The sequence below is a fragment of the Arthrobacter sp. DualSoilB13 genome, from assembly GCF_055389195.1.
This window is the reverse complement of record NZ_AP035865.1, coordinates 3,871,750-3,892,718: the sequence shown is the minus strand read 5'-3', so window position 1 is coordinate 3,892,718 and position 20,969 is coordinate 3,871,750. Positions and strand designations below refer to the sequence as shown.

18 protein-coding genes are annotated in these 20,969 nt (G+C 62.2%); 9 read left to right on the top strand and 9 right to left on the bottom strand.

Annotated elements, in window-relative coordinates:
• The first annotated feature begins 36 nt into the window (after positions 1 to 36).
• Complete coding sequence (locus tag ACZ5J0_RS17930) at positions 37 to 498, top strand: DUF3817 domain-containing protein (protein ID WP_250821398.1); 462 nt, start codon at positions 37 to 39, stop codon at positions 496 to 498.
• A 127-nt stretch (positions 499 to 625) separates the two neighbouring features.
• Here the strand turns inward: ACZ5J0_RS17930 and ACZ5J0_RS17925 are convergent, their stop codons facing one another.
• From ACZ5J0_RS17925 to ACZ5J0_RS17915, 3 genes are all read right to left on the bottom strand, one after another.
• Positions 626 to 1,408, bottom strand: coding sequence for a PKD domain-containing protein (locus tag ACZ5J0_RS17925; RefSeq protein WP_223941125.1), 783 nt, complete (start codon positions 1,406 to 1,408; stop codon positions 626 to 628).
• A gap of 161 nt (positions 1,409 to 1,569) precedes the next feature.
• Positions 1,570 to 1,998, bottom strand: a complete 429-nt coding sequence (locus ACZ5J0_RS17920; protein WP_464093716.1) for a DUF6318 family protein — start codon at positions 1,996 to 1,998, stop codon at positions 1,570 to 1,572.
• 350 nt (positions 1,999 to 2,348) lie between these two features.
• A complete protein-coding gene (locus tag ACZ5J0_RS17915) occupies positions 2,349 to 2,729 on the bottom strand; it encodes an RNA-binding S4 domain-containing protein (RefSeq protein ID WP_250821396.1) in 381 nt (126 codons plus the stop codon).
• A gap of 320 nt (positions 2,730 to 3,049) precedes the next feature.
• Here ACZ5J0_RS17915 and ACZ5J0_RS17910 point away from each other — a divergent pair, with 320 nt between their 5' ends.
• Positions 3,050 to 4,441 (top strand): MATE family efflux transporter, encoded by a 1,392-nt coding sequence (locus ACZ5J0_RS17910; RefSeq protein WP_223941123.1) that lies wholly within the window; start codon positions 3,050 to 3,052, stop codon positions 4,439 to 4,441.
• Positions 4,442 to 4,511: 70 nt separating this feature from the next.
• Here the strand turns inward: ACZ5J0_RS17910 and ACZ5J0_RS17905 are convergent, their stop codons facing one another.
• Positions 4,512 to 5,615, bottom strand: a complete 1,104-nt coding sequence (locus tag ACZ5J0_RS17905; RefSeq protein WP_223941122.1) for a sulfite oxidase — start codon at positions 5,613 to 5,615, stop codon at positions 4,512 to 4,514.
• Positions 5,616 to 5,779: 164 nt separating this feature from the next.
• The gene (locus tag ACZ5J0_RS17900; protein ID WP_464093715.1) at positions 5,780 to 6,814 is read right to left on the bottom strand and encodes an aldo/keto reductase; all 1,035 of its coding nucleotides are present in this window, start codon (positions 6,812 to 6,814) and stop codon (positions 5,780 to 5,782) included.
• A gap of 247 nt (positions 6,815 to 7,061) precedes the next feature.
• Here ACZ5J0_RS17900 and ACZ5J0_RS17895 point away from each other — a divergent pair, with 247 nt between their 5' ends.
• Positions 7,062 to 7,553: a flavin reductase family protein gene (locus tag ACZ5J0_RS17895; protein WP_464093714.1), complete on the top strand. Its 492-nt coding sequence runs from the start codon at positions 7,062 to 7,064 to the stop codon at positions 7,551 to 7,553.
• A gap of 4 nt (positions 7,554 to 7,557) precedes the next feature.
• Here ACZ5J0_RS17895 and ACZ5J0_RS17890 read toward each other — a convergent pair whose 3' ends face one another.
• Complete coding sequence (locus ACZ5J0_RS17890; RefSeq protein ID WP_464093713.1) at positions 7,558 to 8,406, bottom strand: hypothetical protein; 849 nt, start codon at positions 8,404 to 8,406, stop codon at positions 7,558 to 7,560.
• Between the two features lie 187 nt (positions 8,407 to 8,593).
• On the opposite strand from ACZ5J0_RS17890, the gene ACZ5J0_RS17885 reads away from it, so the two are divergent.
• On the top strand, positions 8,594 to 8,998 hold the full coding sequence (locus tag ACZ5J0_RS17885; RefSeq protein ID WP_464093712.1) for a YchJ family protein: 405 nt from the start codon (positions 8,594 to 8,596) through the stop codon (positions 8,996 to 8,998).
• Between the two features lie 120 nt (positions 8,999 to 9,118).
• Here the strand turns inward: ACZ5J0_RS17885 and ACZ5J0_RS17880 are convergent, their stop codons facing one another.
• Together ACZ5J0_RS17880 and ACZ5J0_RS17875 are read right to left on the bottom strand one after the other, a co-directional pair.
• Positions 9,119 to 11,083: an acyl-CoA dehydrogenase family protein gene (locus ACZ5J0_RS17880; protein WP_464093711.1), complete on the bottom strand. Its 1,965-nt coding sequence runs from the start codon at positions 11,081 to 11,083 to the stop codon at positions 9,119 to 9,121.
• Between the two features lie 62 nt (positions 11,084 to 11,145).
• Positions 11,146 to 11,580 (bottom strand): hypothetical protein, encoded by a 435-nt coding sequence (locus ACZ5J0_RS17875; protein WP_464093710.1) that lies wholly within the window; start codon positions 11,578 to 11,580, stop codon positions 11,146 to 11,148.
• A gap of 160 nt (positions 11,581 to 11,740) precedes the next feature.
• Between ACZ5J0_RS17875 and ACZ5J0_RS17870 the strand changes: the two genes are divergently transcribed.
• The 3 genes from ACZ5J0_RS17870 to ACZ5J0_RS17860 are packed head-to-tail and all read left to right on the top strand — an operon-like array spanning position 11,741 to position 17,587.
• Positions 11,741 to 13,198: a DUF3375 family protein gene (locus ACZ5J0_RS17870; RefSeq protein ID WP_464093709.1), complete on the top strand. Its 1,458-nt coding sequence runs from the start codon at positions 11,741 to 11,743 to the stop codon at positions 13,196 to 13,198.
• A complete protein-coding gene (locus tag ACZ5J0_RS17865; RefSeq protein ID WP_464093708.1) occupies positions 13,191 to 14,126 on the top strand; it encodes a DUF4194 domain-containing protein in 936 nt (311 codons plus the stop codon). Before ACZ5J0_RS17870 ends, ACZ5J0_RS17865 begins: the two co-directional genes overlap by 8 nt.
• A complete protein-coding gene (locus ACZ5J0_RS17860; protein WP_464093707.1) occupies positions 14,123 to 17,587 on the top strand; it encodes an ATP-binding protein in 3,465 nt (1,154 codons plus the stop codon). The genes ACZ5J0_RS17865 and ACZ5J0_RS17860 overlap by 4 nt, the downstream gene beginning before the upstream one ends.
• Before the next feature lie 99 nt (positions 17,588 to 17,686).
• On the opposite strand, the gene ACZ5J0_RS17855 is transcribed toward ACZ5J0_RS17860, so the two are convergent.
• Positions 17,687 to 18,181: an FBP domain-containing protein gene (locus tag ACZ5J0_RS17855; RefSeq protein WP_142937666.1), complete on the bottom strand. Its 495-nt coding sequence runs from the start codon at positions 18,179 to 18,181 to the stop codon at positions 17,687 to 17,689.
• A 491-nt stretch (positions 18,182 to 18,672) separates the two neighbouring features.
• Between ACZ5J0_RS17855 and ACZ5J0_RS17850 the strand changes: the two genes are divergently transcribed.
• Both ACZ5J0_RS17850 and ACZ5J0_RS17845 read left to right on the top strand, forming a co-directional pair.
• A complete protein-coding gene (locus tag ACZ5J0_RS17850; RefSeq protein WP_166843161.1) occupies positions 18,673 to 19,743 on the top strand; it encodes an iron-siderophore ABC transporter substrate-binding protein in 1,071 nt (356 codons plus the stop codon).
• Between the two features lie 5 nt (positions 19,744 to 19,748).
• A complete protein-coding gene (locus ACZ5J0_RS17845) occupies positions 19,749 to 20,879 on the top strand; it encodes a FecCD family ABC transporter permease (protein ID WP_223941114.1) in 1,131 nt (376 codons plus the stop codon).
• The last annotated feature ends 90 nt before the right edge of the window (positions 20,880 to 20,969 follow it).

Below are 20,969 nucleotides of genomic sequence, written 5' to 3'. Positions count from 1 at the left end.
TAGCGCGTGTCTCCCGTTTCCGACCTGAGGACTTCAATGCAGCCCCGCACCTTGTTCCGTACCGTTGCTTTTGCCGAGGCCGTGACATGGACGTTGCTGTTGATCGGGCTGTTCCTTAAGTACGTCACGCGCACCACTGAGGTTGGGGTGAGCATTGCCGGAGGCATCCACGGCTTCGTTTTCCTTTGCTACGCTGCGACGGCGGCATTCACGTGGATCAACCAAAAGTGGTCTACCCGAACGGGTCTGCTCGCGATCGGTTCAGCCGTTATCCCCTACGCCACCATCCCAACGGAGAAGTCGCTGGATCGTCGCGGCCTTCTCGACGGCGGCTGGCGCTTGGCCGCTGGCGGCGACGCACCCCGAGGCGGATTTGAGAAAGCCCAGGCCTGGGTTCTCCGGAACCCGATTCTCGCCGTAGTTGTTACTCTCGTCGCCGTGGGGGCCGTCTTTAGCTTCCTGCTGTTCATGGGTCCTCCAGGTACCTGGTTCTCCTAGAGCTTGGCAGGCTAGAAGCATCAGTTCTTAGGAACTGATGCTTCTCTTCACTTAAGGCGAAGGATCCCTGAATTCCTGGGCCGCAACCACCCACTTTGAATCGTGGGTGGTACGCGGCGTCGTCCGTTTACTTGGAAACTGCCCCGGGGCAGCCCCAGGAGTTGGGGTTTTCCTGGCAGGTGTCGGCGACGAGTGCTCTTTCTGTTTTCCAGACGTGGATGGTTTTGGTGGGTGTGGTGATGTCCAGGGTGCCGTTGATGGGTAGTGGTGGGCCGTTGTTGACGGAGTAGGTTCCGGTGAAGCTGGTGGTGACTGCTGCTTGGTAGTTGCCGGTTTCTGTGTAGATGTGGCTGGTGCGGGTCTGGTTGTTGAGCCATTCGGTTTCGGGGATGGAGTAGCCGGCGGCTGGTGTGGGGCCGAGGGTGGTGCCGTCGCCGAAGGTGTAGGTGTAGTTGGTGGGTGTGGCGGTGAGGTGGACTGTTTGGCCGAGGATGGTGAGGTCGAAGGTTTGGTCGTTGGTGGTGGTGTAGAAGTTGGTGGGGCCGCCTTTGAGGGTGTGGGGGAAGGGTTGGGCTTGGAGGTTTCCGGGGTTGACGGGTAGTTGGCGGAAATCGGCAAGGATCCGGGCGGCGATATCTTCCATGACATTTTCGGGCTCGGCGTCATACAAACATGCGGGCTTGCCGTCGACTGGCTGCCAATCAGTGAAGGTCGGATTGGTGATCCCCTTGGGAGCCTTCAACCAAATAACAGGCGAGCCCTTCTCGCCGCCGGATGTAGTAGGCGGGCATTCAAGAGTTAGGCAGCCCATTTCGCGGGAGCCCGGACCGCCAACGCGGCAGCGGAAGTCCGCCTTGTATTGGTATGGATCCTCCCCGGCGGCGTCTGATCCCATGTTTGTGGATGGCACGCCAGTAACTGGATCGATGATGAACTTGGAGCCGACCTCAATTGAGCGATCAGTGAAGCCGGTTCCCGGGCTTGGTGTGTTCGCCGCCCAAGAAGGCGCCGAAGAAAGCGTTGCCGAAACAAGTAGAACGGTGACAGCCACGAAACGGGCAGAGATGGATCTCATCGAATCACGCCGAGATCCGCTGTAGACCAAGAATTATTGGCGAACTTGCCAAAGAAGGCCGCTGCATCATTTATTGCAGCCGTCGGCTCCCTGCCATTAGACCCATCCGGGTTCATATACAGGATCTGGTCTTGCAGCACTTGGACCTTTGCAGGTTGCGATGGTGCCGACGGCTCCCAAAGGACTTCGATTACAGGCGTCTGATATTTTCCGCCGACCAGCCACCGGCCCTCCGTGTAGTTTGTTGCGACGTTGGACAGGAGGTCTGTGCAAAGCACGCAACTTTCATTGGACAACTCTTTTGCCTTGGCTGTGTCGCCGGTTTCGTACGCGTAGCTAAGCAACTGGAACCAGTACCCAATGAACGCTTCCAGCCCGGCCTTCGAGTTCTCCTTCGCCAGCTCTGGCATCACGGGAACGGGCACGTTCTGCGCCTTTCCGTGGGCGTCTGCAGGCTTGTATACGGGGGAGGCCGTCGCAGTAGCCGAAGCCGCCGGAGCCGAAACGCTCAAGCTGGGCGACGCCGTCGTCGAGATGCTCTCTGAGGGTGACGCGCCTGGTGCGGAGCCGCCCTGGCAACCGCTCAAAAGCACCACAGCGGCGAGTCCCGCGACCCACGTTCGGACGTGAACAAAAGGAAAAGTGGCAAACGAAAGGCGTGACATGACAGGCTCCCCAGCAGCTGTTTGGCGGTGTGCCGGTCAGTCTAGGCCGGGGACGGGCATCCATTCATGTCAGAAAACGCAGCCTGTGGATAACGTCCGCGAGGGCCCGCCTAGCCCCGCAGCTTCTCCATGTCCCGTCGGTCCTTCTTGGTGGGCCGGCCGGTTCCGCGGTCACGCTGGGGTAGGCCTAGCTTAGGGGCTACGGGACGCGGGGGAGTATGGTCCGTGAAGCAGTGGGAAGCGGCTTCGGCTCCGACGCGTTTGGCGATAAGTCGCCGTACCTCAAGGATGCGTTCCCAGCCTGACTCCCGGACCCGGATGGTGTCTCCAATGATCACGCTCTGCGACGCCTTGACCGGGTTCCCGTTGATCCGGATGTGCCCTGCGCGGCAGGCAGCCGTGGCAGCGGAACGGGTCTTATAGGCGCGGATCGCCCACAGCCAAGCATCGACTCGGACGTTGGCCGGGGACGAGGACGGGATGCTCATCATTGAATTGTCGCCGATAACCGGGGTGTGTGCACGGCAGACCCAGTTTCGAGGCGTCAAAGGGGCCCGAGCGAGCCGGTGTGGAACGGACCCAATGAATGTGACTTGCAGCAATTCTGCATTTCCTGTATTCCTGCCGTAATCCCACGAAGCGTCATTCTGGCGCAATTTCCAATGCACTAAGAACTCCGATCAAAGTAAATTTAGGAAACCCTCGGGAATCGTCAATGGGCGAATAATGTGTGTTAGCTTGTGATTCGTAATGATGAGACCCAGTGCCCGAGTTCAATCTGCAAAGGACCTGCTCGCGCGGGAATAGCGTGATGTCACAACGAATCGGTTCAACGGAGGACCCGGCGGCGTCGAGCGCTGCTACCCACACTGTCCTATCTCCTCGGACGTTTGCCTCCCTGGCCGGGACCATGTTTGCAGTCGATCTCCTGAGCGCCGGAAATGGAGCTATTGACCTGGCCTTCGTGGCCCCTTTCGGTGCCCTCATGGTGGCCGGCATAGGTTTGGGCGATCTCGTGACGGCGCTCTTCATGGCCTTCTTCGCGGGAATCATCGATGTTTTTGCTGTGAAATTGGCTCGCGCCGAAGGGCGGAATGATGCCAGCAGGTTATTGCCCAAATTATTTGCCGCGCTGTTGATCGTTGCTGCCGTCTGGACTGCAGCCGGGATGGTGGTCACCCGGGTTGTTCCCCTGATCTTTGCCGTTGTAGGCTCCGAGCCTGCTGTGGCTGCCATAGCCACCGATTACTTGACCGTACGCATGATGGGCATTCCCTTCACGTTGGCTCTGGCCGCCGTCTCGGTCACCCTCCGCATCGTGGGGAGACAACGCGCTTCCATTGTCCTCATTGCCACCGTGTTCGTGTTGAATGCGGCGTTCAATGCCGCCTTGGTTTACGGTCCGCTGAATGTGCTGGCAGCCAACCCGGTGATTGCTGTAGCCATTGCTACGGTGATCGCTCAGGTTTTCACTGCTGCCTGCGGGGTTGTTGTCCTCGCACGGCATTTCTCCCGAGGTCACGGGGAAAGCGGAGCCGCGGCTGATCAACCCCGGATCATCCTGCTGACCCGCGAGATGTTTGTAACAAGCCTTGGAGTCGGGTTGCGGCAAATGAACAACTACGCCGCTGCCGTGGTGCCCTTCATGCTCATCAGCCGTTTGGACGTGGCCACCGTTGCTGCGGCAGCGGTGGCCACGAGGATCTGGACCCTCTACTGCCGGGTTCCGCAAGCGACCCTCAGCGCTGTTGGCGTTTTTGTTGGGTACTCCCGGGGCCGAAGCCAGCCGGACGCCCACGCTGTGGTGCAACGTTCGGGTAAGTATGTTGTCTGGCCCAGTTTCATCGCGGCGGCCGGTGTGGCAGCGGCCGTTCCCGTCTTTGCCAGGGTCTTTGGCGGCGATGAGATTGACGTTGGATTGGTGTGGATGCTGACTGCTGCCTATCTCCTCGCAGTGCCTGCCTATGTCGTGGAGAATTTGTGCGGGGAGATCTTGACGGTGGAACAGCGGGCATCGTGGCTCTCCCTACCATCAACCGTGGTTACGTATCTGGTAACCATCCCGATTGCCATCATCGGGATCCTGATGTGGGAATCGGCGATGGTCGCCGTTGCCTCCGCAGCCGTGGCGTCGCTTCTTCTTGCCCTGCGGTACAGCATGCGGACAAGGCAGCTCGGCTATCGGATAATCGGGAGGTTCTGAGTGGCGCGTCTGACCATCTGGTCGGGATCCCGCCGTCGGAAACCGCCGCTGGCAGCCCGCCGAGAGCCAACTACCGCACCGTCACCTCAACCACCTGCGCCATGTTGTTCCCGATGCCCTGGTAGTTCCACACCTGTTCAGTGGGCTGGAGCGCGCCCGACGAATCCATGGCCCGGCACCGCAGAACATGGTCCCCGGGGCTCGCGACCCACACCATGGACCACCGCCGCCACGCGAAATCACCCAGCGGCGGATCCACATGCGCGGGCATCCACTCGCCGTCGATCCCCACCTCCACGCGATCCACCTCACCGTGCCCGGACCAGGCACGCCCGTGGAGCATCACGGGACCGGCGTCCACGACGCGTCGCCGCGTGTAGAAGTCCGGGATTCCCGGCGGCACCATCAGGGAGCGGACGCGAATGTGGGACACGGGTATGCCGGGCCCGTCTGGACCTTGGAGGTAGTGGTACGCGACCGCCTGCTGGAAACCCATGAACCGCGACGTCACAGCTTCGATCGACGTCAACCACTTCACACTGGCCATGCCGTACCAACCCGGCACCAGCAACCTGAGCGGAAAGCCGTGCTGAATGGGCAGCGGGTTGCCGTTCATGGCGTAGACCAGCATGACTTCGGGATGCATGGCTTCCGCCACCGAGAGGCTGCGCGCGTAAGGCTCTTCGACGCCCCCTTGTATGCCGTTGTCGGCACCGGTAAAGACAAGTTCGACGGCGTCACTCGCCAGGCCTGCTTCCTCCAGCAAGGGTGCCAACGGGGTTCCGGTCCACTCTGCCGTGCCCACCGCGCCGAGAACCCAGGGTTGGCTGACGGGACGTGGCTGCAGAAGCGACCGTCCGTTTCCTGCGCATTCAAGGGTGACGGGCATGGTGACGGCGGGCCGGGCTTTGATGTCCTCGAGACTCAGCTCGAGGCTCCGGTCAACGGCGCCACCCAGCCGAAGCCGCCATGTCTCAGCGGAAACATGGGGGATGTCGAAGTGGATCAGCAGGTAATGCAGCCCGGCCGGCGTGATGTCGTCGTGCAGGGCCTCAAGCGGCATGGAGTGGTTCCGCCCGGAAAGTTGTAGTTCTTCGTGAGTCAGCGGACCTTGGGTTGGCTGGCCTGGGTTGGCTGCTTTCGTTGCTTTTTGTTTGACGTGGTGTTTGGACATGGGGCGGCGGCGTTCTACTGGAAGCTAAACGCTGCGGAGTGCCGCAGCACTTAGGTCAAGGATCACGCCGCGGCCGAACCCGCGTCAATAGCCTGTTGTGAGGCCTGCTTTGCGCGCTAACGCGTGCCGGGAGCGTGCAAAGCGGGCCTCACAACGGAAGGGGGCTACCGGCGTCGAAGTTCCGGGTACTCAAGGTGGGGCGCAACAGTGCCGGCGTCCCGCTCCAGGAAATTCACGGCCGGGGCCACGATGTCGTCGATCTCATCCAAAACGGACTCGCTCAGCACCACATCTGCGGCCTTCAAGTAATCGGTGAGGTGATCCTCGGTCCGCGGTCCGATGACCACGCTGGTGACCGCCGGATGGTTCAGGGCGAAGGCGACGGCGAGCTGTATCAGGGTCAACTCATGGCGTGTCGCAAGCTGCGCGAGCGCATCCGCGGCGTGCAGCTTGCCCTGGTTAAAGGGTGCGTTCACATCGAAACGGCCCGGAACCGCTGCCGATCGCGAACTCTCCGGCTGGCCCCCGCCGACGCGATAACCGCCCGCCAGCCAGCCGCCGTCGAGCGGTCCGTAACTCAAAACCCCGACGCCGTACTGCTGGGTGATGGGGAAAACGTCCCGTTCGTTGGCGCGCACCAGAAGGGAGTAAGGAACCTGGTCCACCACGGGCGGGGTCAGGTGGTTGGTGTTCGCGATCCACTGGGCCTCAACAAGTTGGGCGGGGCTGAACACGGACGTGCCGTAATAGAGGATCTTGCCCTGGCGGATGAGGTCGTTGAGGGCAGTGATGGTCTCAAGGAGATCGGTGTTGTAGTCCGGACGGTGCGCCTGGTAGAGATCGATCCTGTCCGTGTTCAGCCGCCGCAAGCTGTCCTCCACAGCCCGGACGATCCACCGTCGTGAGTTGCCGGCGTGTGCCGGGTTGGAGCCCATCTGGCCGTGGAACTTCGTGGCCAGGAAAACGTCGTCGCGCCGGCTGTGGATGGCCTGGCCAACCACGGTCTCGGCCTCGCCCTGTGAGTAGATGTCGGCGGTGTCAACGCTGGTGATACCGGCGTCGAGGGCGGCCTTGATGATGCGGATGCTCTCGGCCGGACCCGTGGGTGCGGCGCCGGTGCCGAAATTCAGGGTGCCCAGCGTGAGGGGGCTGATCAGGGCGCCAGTGCGTCCAAGCGTTCGTAGCTCGTTGAGGCTCATGTCGGCTTCCTGTGGTGGAACGGTGCGGATGTTCAATCGAGGCTACACACGGCTACCGGAGGCATAAACGCAAATGGTAGAAGTTCTTCGTTTTTCTTCTTGCGAGGTAATGGAGGAGGCCTTACTTCGCGACATTTCTTGACACGCGGCAACACAAATGTCTTTCGAATCAACAAATATTGCCGTTACCGGAAGCAGGTGAATCATGGGTAGGGAACTCAGGCATCGCACGATAGGGGACACCGGAATGACACAGACCACAGTGGAAGAAACGGCGGCCATCAAGGCAGCATTCGCGCAGTTCCCGTCCGGAGTTGCGGCGTTCAGTGCCATGGTGGACTTCACGCCGGAAGCCTTGGTTGCATCGTCCTTCACGGTGGGTGTATCGCTGGAGCCGCCATTGGTGATGTTCGCCGTGCAGAACTCCTCCACCACTTGGCCGAAGCTCCGTCAAGCGCAGCGGCTTGGCGTTTCGGTGCTCGCCGAGGGCCAGGAAGCGGCCGCCCTCCAGCTGGCCTCCAAAACGCGCGACCGTTTTGCCGGATTGGACACCAGCGTGAGCGACTCAGGTGCAGTTCTGATCGACGGCGCGGTGCTGGGTTTCGAATGCGAAATTGTGTCTGAGACGCCCGCGGGGGATCACGCGATCGTCGTTCTGGAGGTCAAGGCCACCACCATCAATTTCGAATCCAAACCATTGATCTACCACGGTGCTGCGTTTAGGCAGTTGGCAGCCTAGGCATCTAGGAGTTGCGGCTGGCGCCGCTGAGCGAACCTTTTCGGATCGGGCTCGGAGACTTTCCATCCTTGGAAGTGTCCGGGCCCGGCTTCTTTGCCCCATTGCCTGAGGCCGGGCTCTTGGTGTCGCGGCTCTGTGCGGGACCCTGCTCCGGCTTCTTGGGTGGAAAGTCGGGACGCTTGGGAGCCGGGGTTTTGCCGTTGGACGACGGCGTCGGCTCGTCAAGGTCGCGGACGGTGACCTTGATGGCCGGTGGCTGTTGCGCTTTGGCGCGTGCGGCAGCCCGCTCGTCTGCTTCTGCCACTGCGTCTGCCCAGTCCTTCGCGAGGACGGGTGGTTCCTTGGCGGCTGCAACAACGATCGGGTGGTGGGCGGTCTGGTGTTCCACCACTGATTTAACCTCAGCCGGTTTGGGCAGGTTGCGGGGGTCTACTTTTGCCTTCCACGCGCCTTCCTTGAGCGCAGAAGACGCACCCTGGAGGCGTCGTCGGGCACCGCCCAGGAGGTCTCGCTTGGGCGCTGCGGGTGGGGCCCCGGCTCCGGGCGCGGAAGCAGCTCCAACCCCGGCCGACGCGAGAGCGGGCTCCGGCGCAGCGGGAGGCACAAAATGGTGGTGTGCCTCAGCGGGATCAGGTACGCGTTCAGGGTGCTGGGGGAGGTGAACTATGGGAGTGTTGGCCTTCTTGGGAAAGATCCCCACCATGGCCAAAAGGATGATGGACAGTAGCCGTCCGATTCCGGCGATCACCAGGGTGATGATGACGATCAACATCAGACCCAGGAACATCAGGACCGCCAGTCCGAGTGTCCCCAAATACGTCAGGTTGATGGCGAGTGTTGTCGGATCCTCCACGTTAGCCTCCCCTGGCCGTCGTTTTGTGATGCGCCCAATGCCCACCCAGCTTGCATATATAGCCTAAGGTCCAGCACCGACGGAATCACGCCCCGCCCCACCCTCTGGCGGGGTTGTTTCGAAGCTGTTATAAGGCGTGGGAAAATATGTTGCCCAGCTCTCATTTTTGGTCTCAGATTGGCGCTCCATGACCCCTGATTCAACCCGTCTCCGCAACGGTGCCTGCCCGTGCCTCTCCGGCGAACAATACGAGGAATGTTGTGGGCGCTTTCATGGCAGCGCGGCGGATGCGCCAACGGCTGAGCAACTCATGCGGTCCCGCTATTCGGCGTTCGTCGTCCTGGATCCCGGCTACCTCCTGCGCACCTGGCACTCGTCCACCCGCCCCGCGTCGATGGACCTGGATCCGGACATGGAATGGCGCAGGCTGGACATTGTGTCGGCCACGGGCGGTGGCCCCCTGGACACGACGGGAACAGTGGAGTTCGCTGCGCACTACAGGCTCGACGGCGAACGCGGGGTCCAGCGCGAGCTAAGCCGCTTCGTCCGGGAAGACAAGCGTTGGTTCTATGTGGATGGGGACGTGCGCTAGTCGCGTTCCTTCCCAGTTGCCTCCATATTGCCGAGCGCCGATCACGGTGGTTCCGCGGCCTGACCCGTCAAAGTCACGGTGTCCCCCGCACTAACTGGGAAGGAACGCCGCAGGAACGCCCTACCGGTAGTTCCGGTGCAGGTTCTCCTTGGTTGAAGCGCCAGGGGAGGCATCGCCGATCCAGGGCCCGGTGCCTTCGGACTGATCCAGAACGCCGGCCTCCAACCAGGCATAGTCGCCGGCGAGGACCTTCCGCGAAAGGTCGTGATCGCCGTCGTCAGTATTCCTCCACAGCTGATCGAAGTATTCGTCCACCCGCACACGCGCCTGCTCACAGAACGCCTCAGCCAGCTCAAAAGCGGTAGCGCCCTGTTCAGGATGGGTCCGGAGCAGCATCTCCGCCCGCGAACAGCACGCAGCCATGGCGAACAGCTCAGCGCCGATGTCCACGATCCTGCCCAGGAACGCCTGCTTGTGCTCCAGCTTCGCCTGCCAACGCCCCATGCCGTAGAACGTCTGGCGGGCCAGCCGCCGCGAGGACCTCTCCACAAAGCGCAGCTGCTTGCCAAGGCGTCCAAATTCCGCATAGGACCGCGGATCCATTCCGGCGCCAGCCACCAGTTTCGGGAGCCACTTAGCGTAAAAGCCGGAAGCCCCGACGGCGGCCCGCGCCTTATCCTGCAGGCTCGCGTCCGCTGAGGCGAGGTCTCCCGCGGCGGCAAGGTGTGCATCCACGGCTTCCCGGGCGATCAGGAGTTTCATGATCTCGCTGGAGCCCTCGAAAATCCGGTTGATGCGGAGGTCGCGGAGAAGTTGCTCAGCGGCCACGGCACGTTCGCCCCGGGCTTCCAGGGAGTCGGCCGTTTCGAAGCCGCGTCCACCGCGGATCTGAACGAGTTCGTCGGCAATCCGGCAGCTCAGTTCCGTGGACCACAGCTTGGCCAGCGCGGCCTCGATGCGAACGTCCTTCTGGCCCGCGTCGGCCATCTCAGCGGAAAGCTCGAACACAGCCTCCAGCGCGAAGGTGGTGGCGGCGATGAACGCGATCTTCTTGCCCACGGCTTCGTGTTTGCCCACCGGACGGCCCCACTGCGTCCTCGCGTTGGACCATTCGCGGGAGATCTTCAGGCTCCACTTTCCGGCGGCAACACACAGGCCCGGAATGGAGAGCCGCCCCGTGTTGAGGGTGGTGAGGGCAATCTTGAGCCCTTGGCCTTCACGACCCAGCCGGTTGGCTGCAGGGACGCGGACTTGGTGGAAGCGGGTCACACCATTCTCTATTCCGCGCAGGCCCATGAACGTGTTGCGGTTTTCCACGGTGATGCCGGGGGAGTCCATTTCCACCACAAAGGCGGAGATCCCGCCCTTATGTTCCGTCCCGTCAGCATCGGTATGGGAGGGAACCCTGGCCATGACCACCACCAGTTCAGCGATCACACCGTTGGTGGTCCACAGTTTCACGCCGTCCAAAAGGTAAGAGTCGCCGTCGTCGGACAGTAAGGCAGTGGCGCCCATGCGCGCGGGGTCGCTGCCGACGTCGGGCTCTGTGAGGAGGAACGCGGTAATGGCGCCGGCGGCGCAACGCGGCAGGTATTCCTGCTTCTGCTCGGGCGTGCCGAACTCCTTCACCGGTTCCGGAACTCCGATGGATTGGTGGGCTGAAATCAGTGCGCCCAGGCTCGGATGGACCGATCCCAGCAGGGCAAGGGCGCGGCCGTAGTAGACCAAGGACAGTCCCAAGCCGCCATATTCGCGCGGGACTTTCATGCCGAAAACGCCTAAGTCCGCGAGCCCTTTCAGGTATTCGTCGGGAATTTTTGCGTCCCGCTCGATTGTGCGGCCGGACATTGTTTTGGCGAAGGGCACCAAGCGGGCCATGAATTCTTCGCCCCGCTGGACGTCTTCTGTTTTTGCTTGCGGCCAGGGGTGTATCAGGCTCAGGTCGAAGCTGCCCAGATAAAGGCCCTTGGCGAAGCTGGGCCGGTTCCATTCTGTTTCGCGCGCGGCTTCGGCGACGGCGCGGGCTTCTTCTGCGGTGGCGTCGACGCTTGCGGCGGCGAGACTGTTGTCAGTGGCGGACGTCATGGGATAACTCCTCTAGCCGGTGGTGCCGGATGGAGCCAGGGTCCGCCGTGGGTGCGAACCCTTCAGCTGTCCCTCAATGCTACCCGCGAGTAGCTACCTGTGCTAGGGGAAACCTGCGGCTGGAATTCGGCCGGAATTTCCACTTGTCCGGCGTGGTGAACCACCCGGTCCCACGCAAAGTTAATGCCATGGACCAGACCACCCAGAACGGCCTTAATGGCGTACCAGGCGATGCCCATTGCTCCGATAAGAATGATTGTTGCCAGTGCTGCGGCGGCAATGAAGGCCACCAGAATTGCAGCGAAAACCAGTGTTCCAATGAATACGTACGTGGCGGTATCAAGCGCAGAGAAGTCGAAATTCATGGTTCCCCCCGGGGCGACGGTGCGTGGGTTGACGCGGCGTGGCTGCGTCGATGCTCTGACACTAGGGGCGTCCATGGTTTCCGGCCAGTGCGGAAACGCCTCGCGGCGGCGTTGATATGGGATCGAAACCATACCAGGCGGTAGGTTACGGAATGGTTGCGACGGCGTTGCTTCCGGCAAGGCTCGACGGCGCCGCTTCCGGCGGTCGGTCGCCCCGGCGACGCTCTGCGTTAACCTTGTACGGGGCAGTTTTCGCTGCCAGCCAGGTTTCGCAGCAGCTGAAGGAGAGTAGTTGTCCCGTTCAGCCATGTCCTCCGCCGACGCCATCGGCGCCCGGCTCCGTGATCTCGAGCAGCTGACCAAAGGGCCTGCCTGGGCCCTGACGCGGTCGGCACCGTGGGTGATCGCCGTGCTGCAGGCATCCTTTACCCGAACCCGGCCGCAGCTTCCGCTCGAAGAGTTCCATGCCGACGTCGATGCTTTCCTTGAGCAGCTCCGCCGCCAGGACCCGGCGTTGGGCGGCCAACAGAACGGCAAGCTTTTCGGCGACGAGTGGACCAGGAAACAATTCCTGACCCGGCGTAACCAATCAGGTCAGATCGTTTACGAAGTCACCGAACCGGCCGCCCGTGTGTTGGCTTTCCTGGACAGCCTCTCCAGCGAGCGTTCCACGCTGAACGGTTCTCGGCTCGGCACATTGTTGGGCGACGTTGAGAAGCTCGCCAACGAGACCAACCCGGACCAGAGCGCGCGCTTGGAAGCCCTCGAAGAGGAAATCCAGGAGCGGCAGCAGTTGGTTGAGGACATCAGCTCCGGTGAGTTCGATGGACTTCTGGATGACGAAGAAGCTGTTGAAGCCGCAGGTAACATCCTGGACCTCGCAGCCAGCCTGCCTGCCGACTACAAGAAAATGCGCGACCGGATCGAAGAACTGGTGGGTGAGCTCCGGAACCAGATTATTGAGGAATCCCTGAGCAAGGGTGCCACCATGGCGCAGGTTTTGGAGGCCGACAAGCGCCTGCGGCAAAGCCCGGAAGGCCGCACGTTCCGCTCCTTCACGGCCTTCCTCGAGGATCCGCAGCAGCAACTGCGGTTCCGCTCGGCGATCGGTGAGGTGCTGAGCCGTCAATTTGCGGACGACCTATCCCATGAGGACCGCGAAACGCTGAAAAACCTGGTGGCCGAGTTGCGATATCAGCACAGCCAGATCCAGCGAATCTACGGCAAGCTCTCCGAAAGCCTGAACACCTACATTCAGAGCGACGACGTCAGGCAGTCCGTCAGCCTGCGCAAGGTGCTTGCCGAAGCCGAGCAAGCCATCCGGTCCATGCCGTACGAGCGAGACCGTCCCGGTCTGGTCCGCGGGCCCGTGCTGTTTAACGCCGGGTTCGAGTCGTTGGCCATGGTCAAACTTTTCGACCCCGACGAATTTGCCACACCCCCGCGCCTGGCCGATCCCATCGCGTTCAGCGACTCGGACCGCGTCAGGTCGGCGCGCACGGGCAAGGCCAAGCCCGCTGTCGTCCGGGCAGCCATGGCCGGTGCCGCCACCCTGGGCGACGCCTGGGAAAACCTGCCCGCCGAAGAACGCCACATCAACACCGTGCGCACCCTGCTGTCCATGGCGCTTCAGACGGGCGCAGCCTTCGACAGGGCCACCTGGGAACACATCGACTTCGAACAAATCGACGGCAGCATCCGCACGGCGTACCTGCCTGTCGTCAAGCTGAATGAGGATTCTGATGACTGAAGAAATCACGACGACGGACGTCACCGCAGCGGACAGCGTCACCGAAGCGGTGGCTGAAGTCGGTGTCGAGCCCGAGCTGGCTGCGGAGGCTGCGCTGGCTGCGGAGGCTGAGCCGGTTCCGGAAATCAGCCACTCGGACCCCTTCCGGATCACTCCGCGGGACACTTTTGTGGATGGCGCTGCTCTCTTCCCCGGCGATACCGGAGTGTTGCCCATGAAAGTTCGGCATGCGCTGGTGAAACTCCTGAAAGGGCCGTACATTGACGGTGGCCGCGACGAGAAGCTGTGGACCACGCTGCTGGACAACCAGCTGATCCTCCGCAGCCGCCTCTCCGAGCTGTTCCTCACCCTGCAGCTCGATCACGACCGCAAAATCGCAGTCCTCCGACCCGTTGACCCGGAAGTGATCGGCGCCAGCTCCCGCTCCAGCATCCTGCGCCAGCAGCGTGCCCTGAGCCGCGTGGAAACCATTGTGTTGCTGCGTCTGCGTCTCCTGCTGGACCGCCATGTCACAGCCCAAACGGACCCCACCATCACCCGCGAAGAGATCTCGGACCTCGTGGCCAACTACACGCCGTCTGGCCAACAGGACGCCCTCCGCGACTCCGACGTGGTCACCCGGACCATCACCAAACTCCTGGCCCGCCAACTCATCCTCCCCACCCCGCTGGACGACACCTACACCATCAGCAACGCCCTCCCACTGGCCCTGCCCTTCGAAAACATCGGCGACATCCCAGCCCAAATCGAGGCCCTGATAGCAGTAGCAGCCGACGAATCAGGCACGGAGCCCCTCCTGGATCTCGATCCCGATTCCAACCCAACCAGCCCTTCAGATGACGAGTTGGACGACGGGGATGGCGACGGGCCTGCGATGGTGCGTACCGCCGCGGACAGTGACCCGTCAACAGAGGAGGCAGCCAAGTGACCATCGCAAGCATGCTCCCTCTCGGCGAGCTCACGAATCCCGGCCAAATGCGCCTCGCGTTGGTGCAGGTGGTCAACTGGGGCACCTTCCATGGCGCCCACACCATGCACGTGGACCGCAAGGGCACCCTCCTGACGGGTAATTCGGGCGTCGGCAAGTCGACTCTTTTTGATGCGATGCTCCGTGTTTTCGATGCCCGCCCGCGCTCGAACGAGGCCGCCGCCCAGCGTTCCGGTGGCGCTGTAGAGGATAAGAGGACCACCTTCACTTACATGCGCGGCAAGGTTGGTGATAAGGCGGTCGGCGACAGCTCGGCGAGTGCCTTCCAGCGCCCTGGTGCCACGTGGTCCGCCGTCGCGCTGACGTTTGATAACGCAGCCGGCACGAAGGTGACGGTGTCGGCGCTGTTCGACCTTCCGAAAAACGGCACGGAGTCCAGTGTCGGGCGCTTCTATGTCATTGACAGCAAACCGCTGGACCTCGAGGCAATCGAGGGCATTGCGCAGAAGCGGTTCACCAAGGGCGCGTTGGAGTCGATTTTCCCGGATGGGCAGGTCTTCGATGTGCACAAGGCCTTCGCCGAGCGCTTCCGCAGGCTTCTGGGCATCAACTCTGACCAGGCCCTTCCGCTGCTTCGCGTGATCCAGGCCGGCAAGGGCTTGGGCGGCAGCGTGAATACGTTCTTCCGCGATCAGGTGCTTGATGCTCCTGCAACGTTGGCTGCAGCCGATGATGTGGTGGAGGAATTCAGCAACCTGATGTCCATTCGGCAACGGTTGGAGGACGTCCGGCAGCAGCGGGACCAGTTGGCTCCGGTACCGGGGTTGAACAAGGAGTACGCGCAGGCATTGCTGGACGCGAACCGTCTCCGTGAGTTGGCTGGCGAAGAGTTCGAGGCTTACAAGCAGCAACTGGCAGTCACGGTCCATGCCAAGACGTTGGCCCGGTTCAAGGAGTTGGCTCAGTCCAAGGCCCAGGAACTGGCTGCCGAGCGCACGGTGCGGGATGATTTGGCCAAGGAACTCCGCGACCTTGAGCTGGACTACAACAACCGCGGCGGCAACGCCATTTCGGCGATTGAGCAGTCGTTGGAGAACGCCAAGGTTGGCCTGAAGCTGCGTCAGCAAGTTGAGGATTCGGCGAAGAAGGCTTTGGCCGATGCCGGACTGAACCTTGAATGGTCCGCCGAAGGGTGGGATCAGGCGCATGAGCAGGCAGCCGCCCGCTCGGCCGAGTTGAAGGACGATTCGGAGGCACTCAAAGAGCTTCGCTTCGAGGCTTTTGACGGCCACGCCACTAAGAAGCGTGAGCTTGCCGCAGCTCAGCAGGAGCTGATTTCCTTGCGCACGCGCAAGTCCCTGCTGCCGCCGTCGAGCATTGAAAACCGGGCAGCCATCGCAGCGGCAACCGGGGTCCCAGAAGAGCGGATGCCGTTTGGTGGCGAGCTGATCGATCTCGCCGACGGTCAGAATCAATGGCGTCCCGCCGCCGAGCGCGCGCTTCGTGACCTGGCCACCACGTTGCTGGTACCGGGTGAGCATTTCGCGGCGGTGACCCGATATTTGAATGACAACACCGTCCGCGGTGCCCTCCGTGCTGTTGATGTGTCCAAGCCGCTCGCCGGTGGCGCCCTGGCTGTTGAGGAAGTGTCCGACGGCGACCTCTTGACTAAGTTGAGCATTCTCACCTCGGGTGCCAATGCTGACGCGGGAGAGTGGATCCGGGAGCGGATCGCCCTGGACTTCGCCTACCCGTGTGTCGAGGACCCGGACGAGCTTGCCTCGATGGACAAGGGCCTGAGCCTGGGCGGCGTGGTCAAACGCAACCGCCACACCGTGGAGAAGGACGACCGTTTCACGAGCCGCCAGGATTACGTCCTCGGTTTCGACAACGCTTCCAAGCTCGAACTTGTGGCAGCACGTGTGGGCGAGCTGGAAAACGAGCTTGTGAAGGCCGCGGAACTTGCGCAGAGCCGCGAAGATTCGCATCAGGGTATGGCGCGGCAGCTCGAAGCCCTGCGTCGCGTCGCTGAAGATGAACGGTCATGGGAACAGGTTTCCGCAGCCGTGGCCGCGGACGAGCTGGCCAGGATCGAACAGCGGCTGACAGATGCGTTGGCCGCGCAAGCGGACCTGGAACCGCTGCGGGCCAGCATCGAAACCGTCAGGGAAAAGCACCAGTCCTCCACAGGTACCGCTGCCGTTCTGCAGAGCGAATACAAGGCGCTGGATCACAAGATGACCACGGCGGACGGCCTGCTCGATGCCGCGAGGCTGAAGCTGGAGCAAGCACCGCCGTCGGCCTCTACTGTCACTGCTTTGGAGCCGTACTTCCAGGGCGTCACCGACCTCTCTGAACTGTACGAACTCGACAACCTGGCCAACAGCGTCCGCAACAAGCTGCTGGACGAACTGCATGCGGCGGAATCGCGCGGGCAGGCAACGGCCGAGCGGTTGACCCGCATGTTCGAAGCGTTCGTGCGGGACTGGGGAAGTGCCATCAGCGCCGATCATGGCACGTCGATCGGCGCCGCCGGGGACTTCGAATCCCGGTACCACGCGATCGTCAGTGATGGCTTGCCCGCCCAGGAGGCCGAGTTCCGGCTGTTCTTCAACCAGCGCACGCACGAGTCGTTCAGCACGCTCCTGCACTTGCTGGATGAGGAACGCCGCAGCATCACCAGCCGCATCCTGCCCCTCAACGGCATCCTGTCCCAGGTGAACTTCCATGAGGGCAGCTTCCTGGAACTGGACATCAAACAGACGCTCCCGGCCACAGCCAAACAGTTCAAAGATGCGATCCAGAACGCCCTGAAGGCGAAGCACACCAGGCCCTCGCGCGGAGCTGCCGCTGGTCCGGCCGAAACGGACGACGACGCCGAGCTCACCGCGCGCTATAAGTCGTTGGAGACCCTGGTCAAGCGGCTCGGATCGCAGACGCCGGAGGATCGGCGTTGGCGGGCTGAGGTGCTGGACGTCCGCGGGCACCTGTTTATTCAGTGCAAGGAGCACAGGGAAGTTGCTTCCAAAGCCGCCGCGGGCAAGGCCGGCAAGAAGAAGACCGAAGTCTTCATGCATGCCGATACCGGTTCCATGTCCGGCGGTGAGCGCCAGCGATTCACGGCGTTCATCATGGCTGCTGCGCTGAGCTACCAGTTGGGCATCGCCGAACAGGGCTTCACCACCTACGGCACCGTGATGATGGACGAAGCGTTCGTGCTGGCTTCCGAGGAATTCGCAGGCGCGGGCATCAAGGCGCTCCACGAGTTCGGTTTCCAGCTGTTGCTGGCTGCGCCGGAAAACGTCATTGATCTCTCCAGGCACCTTGGGTCCGTCACCGAGATCCTCCGCGACAAGCGAACCAACCGCTCGGGAGTGCTCACGGCTCCGGTTATCGCCGGGCCCGGCGAACCGGGAGCGTGGCGTTCCGAGGCGAACCCGGTGGATATCGTCCTGCGGTGACGTCACCTCTCCCCGGCTGGCCCAAGTAGGTAGCAGTTAAGGCCGTTTTGACGCCTCAAAACGGCACCTGCTGCTACCTACTTGGGGAATTATTCGCGGCTACTTCGCGCGGACGCGGTCAAGGAACTGTTCGGTTCTGGATTCCAGTCCCGCGATTTGTCGAACGACGACGGCGGCAGGGTCCGGGTTGATCTCATTGACGGGCGGTTCCTTGCGCACGTTGGCGCTACAACCGAACTCAGCGCAGATCAGTGTCCCCACCGTGTTCCCGTCCTTACCGGATTGTCCGGCTTTTTTGGCCACCCACAGATAAACGTCATCCTTCGAAAATACGTCCCGGCACAGTTCGCAGAGGACTACACGCCTTTTTCCGGATCCGCCTTCAGGAGCGCGGAGCATGATCCCGGTGAGCTTGCCCCGGTGCGGAAGCACAAGGTATCCGCGCTGGGGCATTTTCTCGTCGCGCCAACCCAGGAACTCCAGGTTGTCCCAGTCGAGGGTTTCGAAGTTCCGGGGGAGATTCAGCTTGGCAGCCTCTGAGCGGCTGGCATTGATGAACGACGAACGGATTTGTTGGGCAGTGATTTTCTGCATGGCAAAGCTTCTTCTTTCGGAAATGGTCGACGTCCGCGTGCCTTAGTGGGCGCGCGGGAAATGGCAGGGGTCGTCGGTCATCTCAGAAAGCGGGCGCAGCAAAAGACCCGGAAAACGGTGCCCGGCTAAGAGCCTAGGAAGATACCGACGTGCGGGGGAGTGCCAAGCAGGCCAAAGCGGCCACCTCGCCAACCGTGGCTGCAGCCACTGAAACAGTGCGCACGCTCATCCCCTCGATCGATTCCATAAGAAGCGGTAGTCCGCTGCCGCCAATACTTTCAAACCTTCCGGCAGGTGTCCACTGCGAGAGGGTCTGGCTGAAGGGCACGGGATGTGAGAGAGGGTCTGGCTGAAGGGCGCGGGATGTGAGAGAGGGTGTGATCTGCGACGCATTTAACCAGTTGAGCGGATTACGTGACGCAAACGTTTCGTAATTATCCAGAGGCTAGGCTAGCCTTACTTAGGTTCGCATCACTTACTTAAGGAGTCCCGTGGCTTCCCTTCTCCCACGCCGCGCCCTGCTCAAGACAGCAGGAACCGCGACGGCCGCTCTGGCCGCCGTCGCTCTTACCCTCACCGGCTGCTCCACTGGTCCGGCAACGTCCACTCCGGCAACTGAGCAGGCAGCATCCTCAGCTTTCCCCGTGACCATCAAAAACGTCTTCGGCGAGACCACCATCAAGGAACAGCCCAAGCGCGTAGTCACCGTTTCGTGGGTCAATGATGACGTCGCGATCGCCCTGGGTGTTGTCCCGGTTGGTGTTCCGAAGAACGAGTGGGGCAATAACGACAAGGGCTCCACCCCTTGGAAGGACGCAGCACTGGAGAAGCTCGGCGCCGGCTTTGGCACCGACAAGGCCCCGGTCCAGTTCTCCGAGGCAGATGGCATCAACTTCACCGAGATCGCCAAGCTCAACCCGGACGTCATCCTGGCCGCCTACTCCGGCCTGGAAGAAGCTGACTACAAGAAGCTCAGCGAAATCGCTCCCGTGGTGGCCCAGCCCGAGCTCGCCTACGGCACGCCTTGGCAGGAAAGCACCACCCTGATCGGCAAGGCACTGGGCAAAGAATCCGAAGCCAAGAAGCTGGTGGAAGACACCGAATCCACCGTCAAGGAGAAGGTCGCCAAGTTCCCGCAGATTAAGGACAAGACCTTCATCTACGGCAACCTCGAGCCTGCCAAGGGTGACGGCGCCAACGTATACACCGCCATCGACAACCGCCCCCGCTTCCTCTCCGAAATCGGCATGAAGCTCGCCCCCGTGGTTACTGAGAACACCAAGAGCAACACGGAATTCTTCATCCCGTGGTCTGCTGAAAAGGCCAATGAGCTCGAATCCGACGTTTTCGTCACCTGGGTTCCGGACGCGACCACTGCCGACGCCATCAAGGCTGACCCGCTGCTCGGCCAGATCCCTGCCATCAAGAAGGGTGCCCTGGTTGCTGATTCGGACCAGACCTTGACGCTCTCCATCTCCGCTTCATCGCCGCTGAGCCTGCCGTGGGCATTGGACACGTTCCTCCCGCAGCTGGGTAAAGCAGCAGACGCAGCAGGCAAGTAACTGCAATGAAACTGAGTACGACGACGACACTCCGGGGGCGGGGCGGTGGCACTTTGGTGTCGGCCGGCCCGGGAGGCATCACCCCCGATCCCGCGGAAACCGGCAGGGGAGCCGGCACCCGTGGGACAGCGGACAAGCGCACTGCACTCACGCGCACCGCTTGGCTGCTGGTGGCCGTCGTCGTACTCGCAGCAGTATCCGCCGCATCCTTGGCGATCGGCGCGCGCGGAGTTCCCCTCTCCACGGTGTGGGAAGCCCTCACTAACTTCAATGCGGCGGACGGCAACCACGCCGTGGTCATCGCCCGGATCCCCCGCACGGTCCTGGGTCTCCTGGCCGGTGCCGCGCTGGGCCTGGCAGGCGCGGCCATGCAGGGCGTGGCCCGCAACCCGTTGGCAGATCCAGGCATCCTGGGCCTCAACGCCGGAGCGGCGCTGGCGGTGGTCATCGGGATTTACGTCTTTGGCGTTGGCTCCCTGACCGGATACATCTGGTTCGCCTTCATTGGGGCCGCAGCGGCCGCCGTCGTGGTGTACGCCATTGCTTCCCGCGGACGGGACGGTGCCACCCCGGTCAAACTCGCGCTTGCGGGCGCTGCCCTCAGCGCCGGTCTTTTCTCCCTGCTGAATGTGATCCTGGTATCGAGCCAGGACACGTTTGACCGTTTCCGCTTCTGGCAAGTGGGCAGCATCGGCGGCCGCGACTGGTCCGTGCTTCTGCCCGCACTCCCGTTCCTTGCAACCGGCGCCGTGATCATCCTGGCCGGCGGCCGCGTCCTTAACAGCTTGGCGCTGGGCGACGACATTGCCCGCGGGCTGGGCCAGAACGTCGGCCTCTCCCGTGGGATCACCGGCTTGGGGATCGTCCTGCTGTGTGGCTCGGCCACCGCGTTGGCGGGTCCCATTGGCTTCCTTGGCTTGGTCATTCCGCACGCTGTCCGTTTCCTGACCGGCCCCGACTACCGCTGGATTCTGCCGTTCTCCATGGTCTCAGCTCCCATTCTGCTGATTAGCGCGGACATTATTGGCCGCGTGATCCTCCTTCCGGGCGAGGTCCCCGCTGGAATCATGACGGCCTTGGTAGGAGCACCGGTGTTCATCTGGCTCATCCGCCGCGGCAAGGGGGCAGGACTGTGAGCACTACCAAAACGGTCCCCCAGGTGTCGCCTCATTCTGTGCAACTTCGGCGGACACTGAGCCCCACTTTCTGGTTAGGCTTCGCCGTCC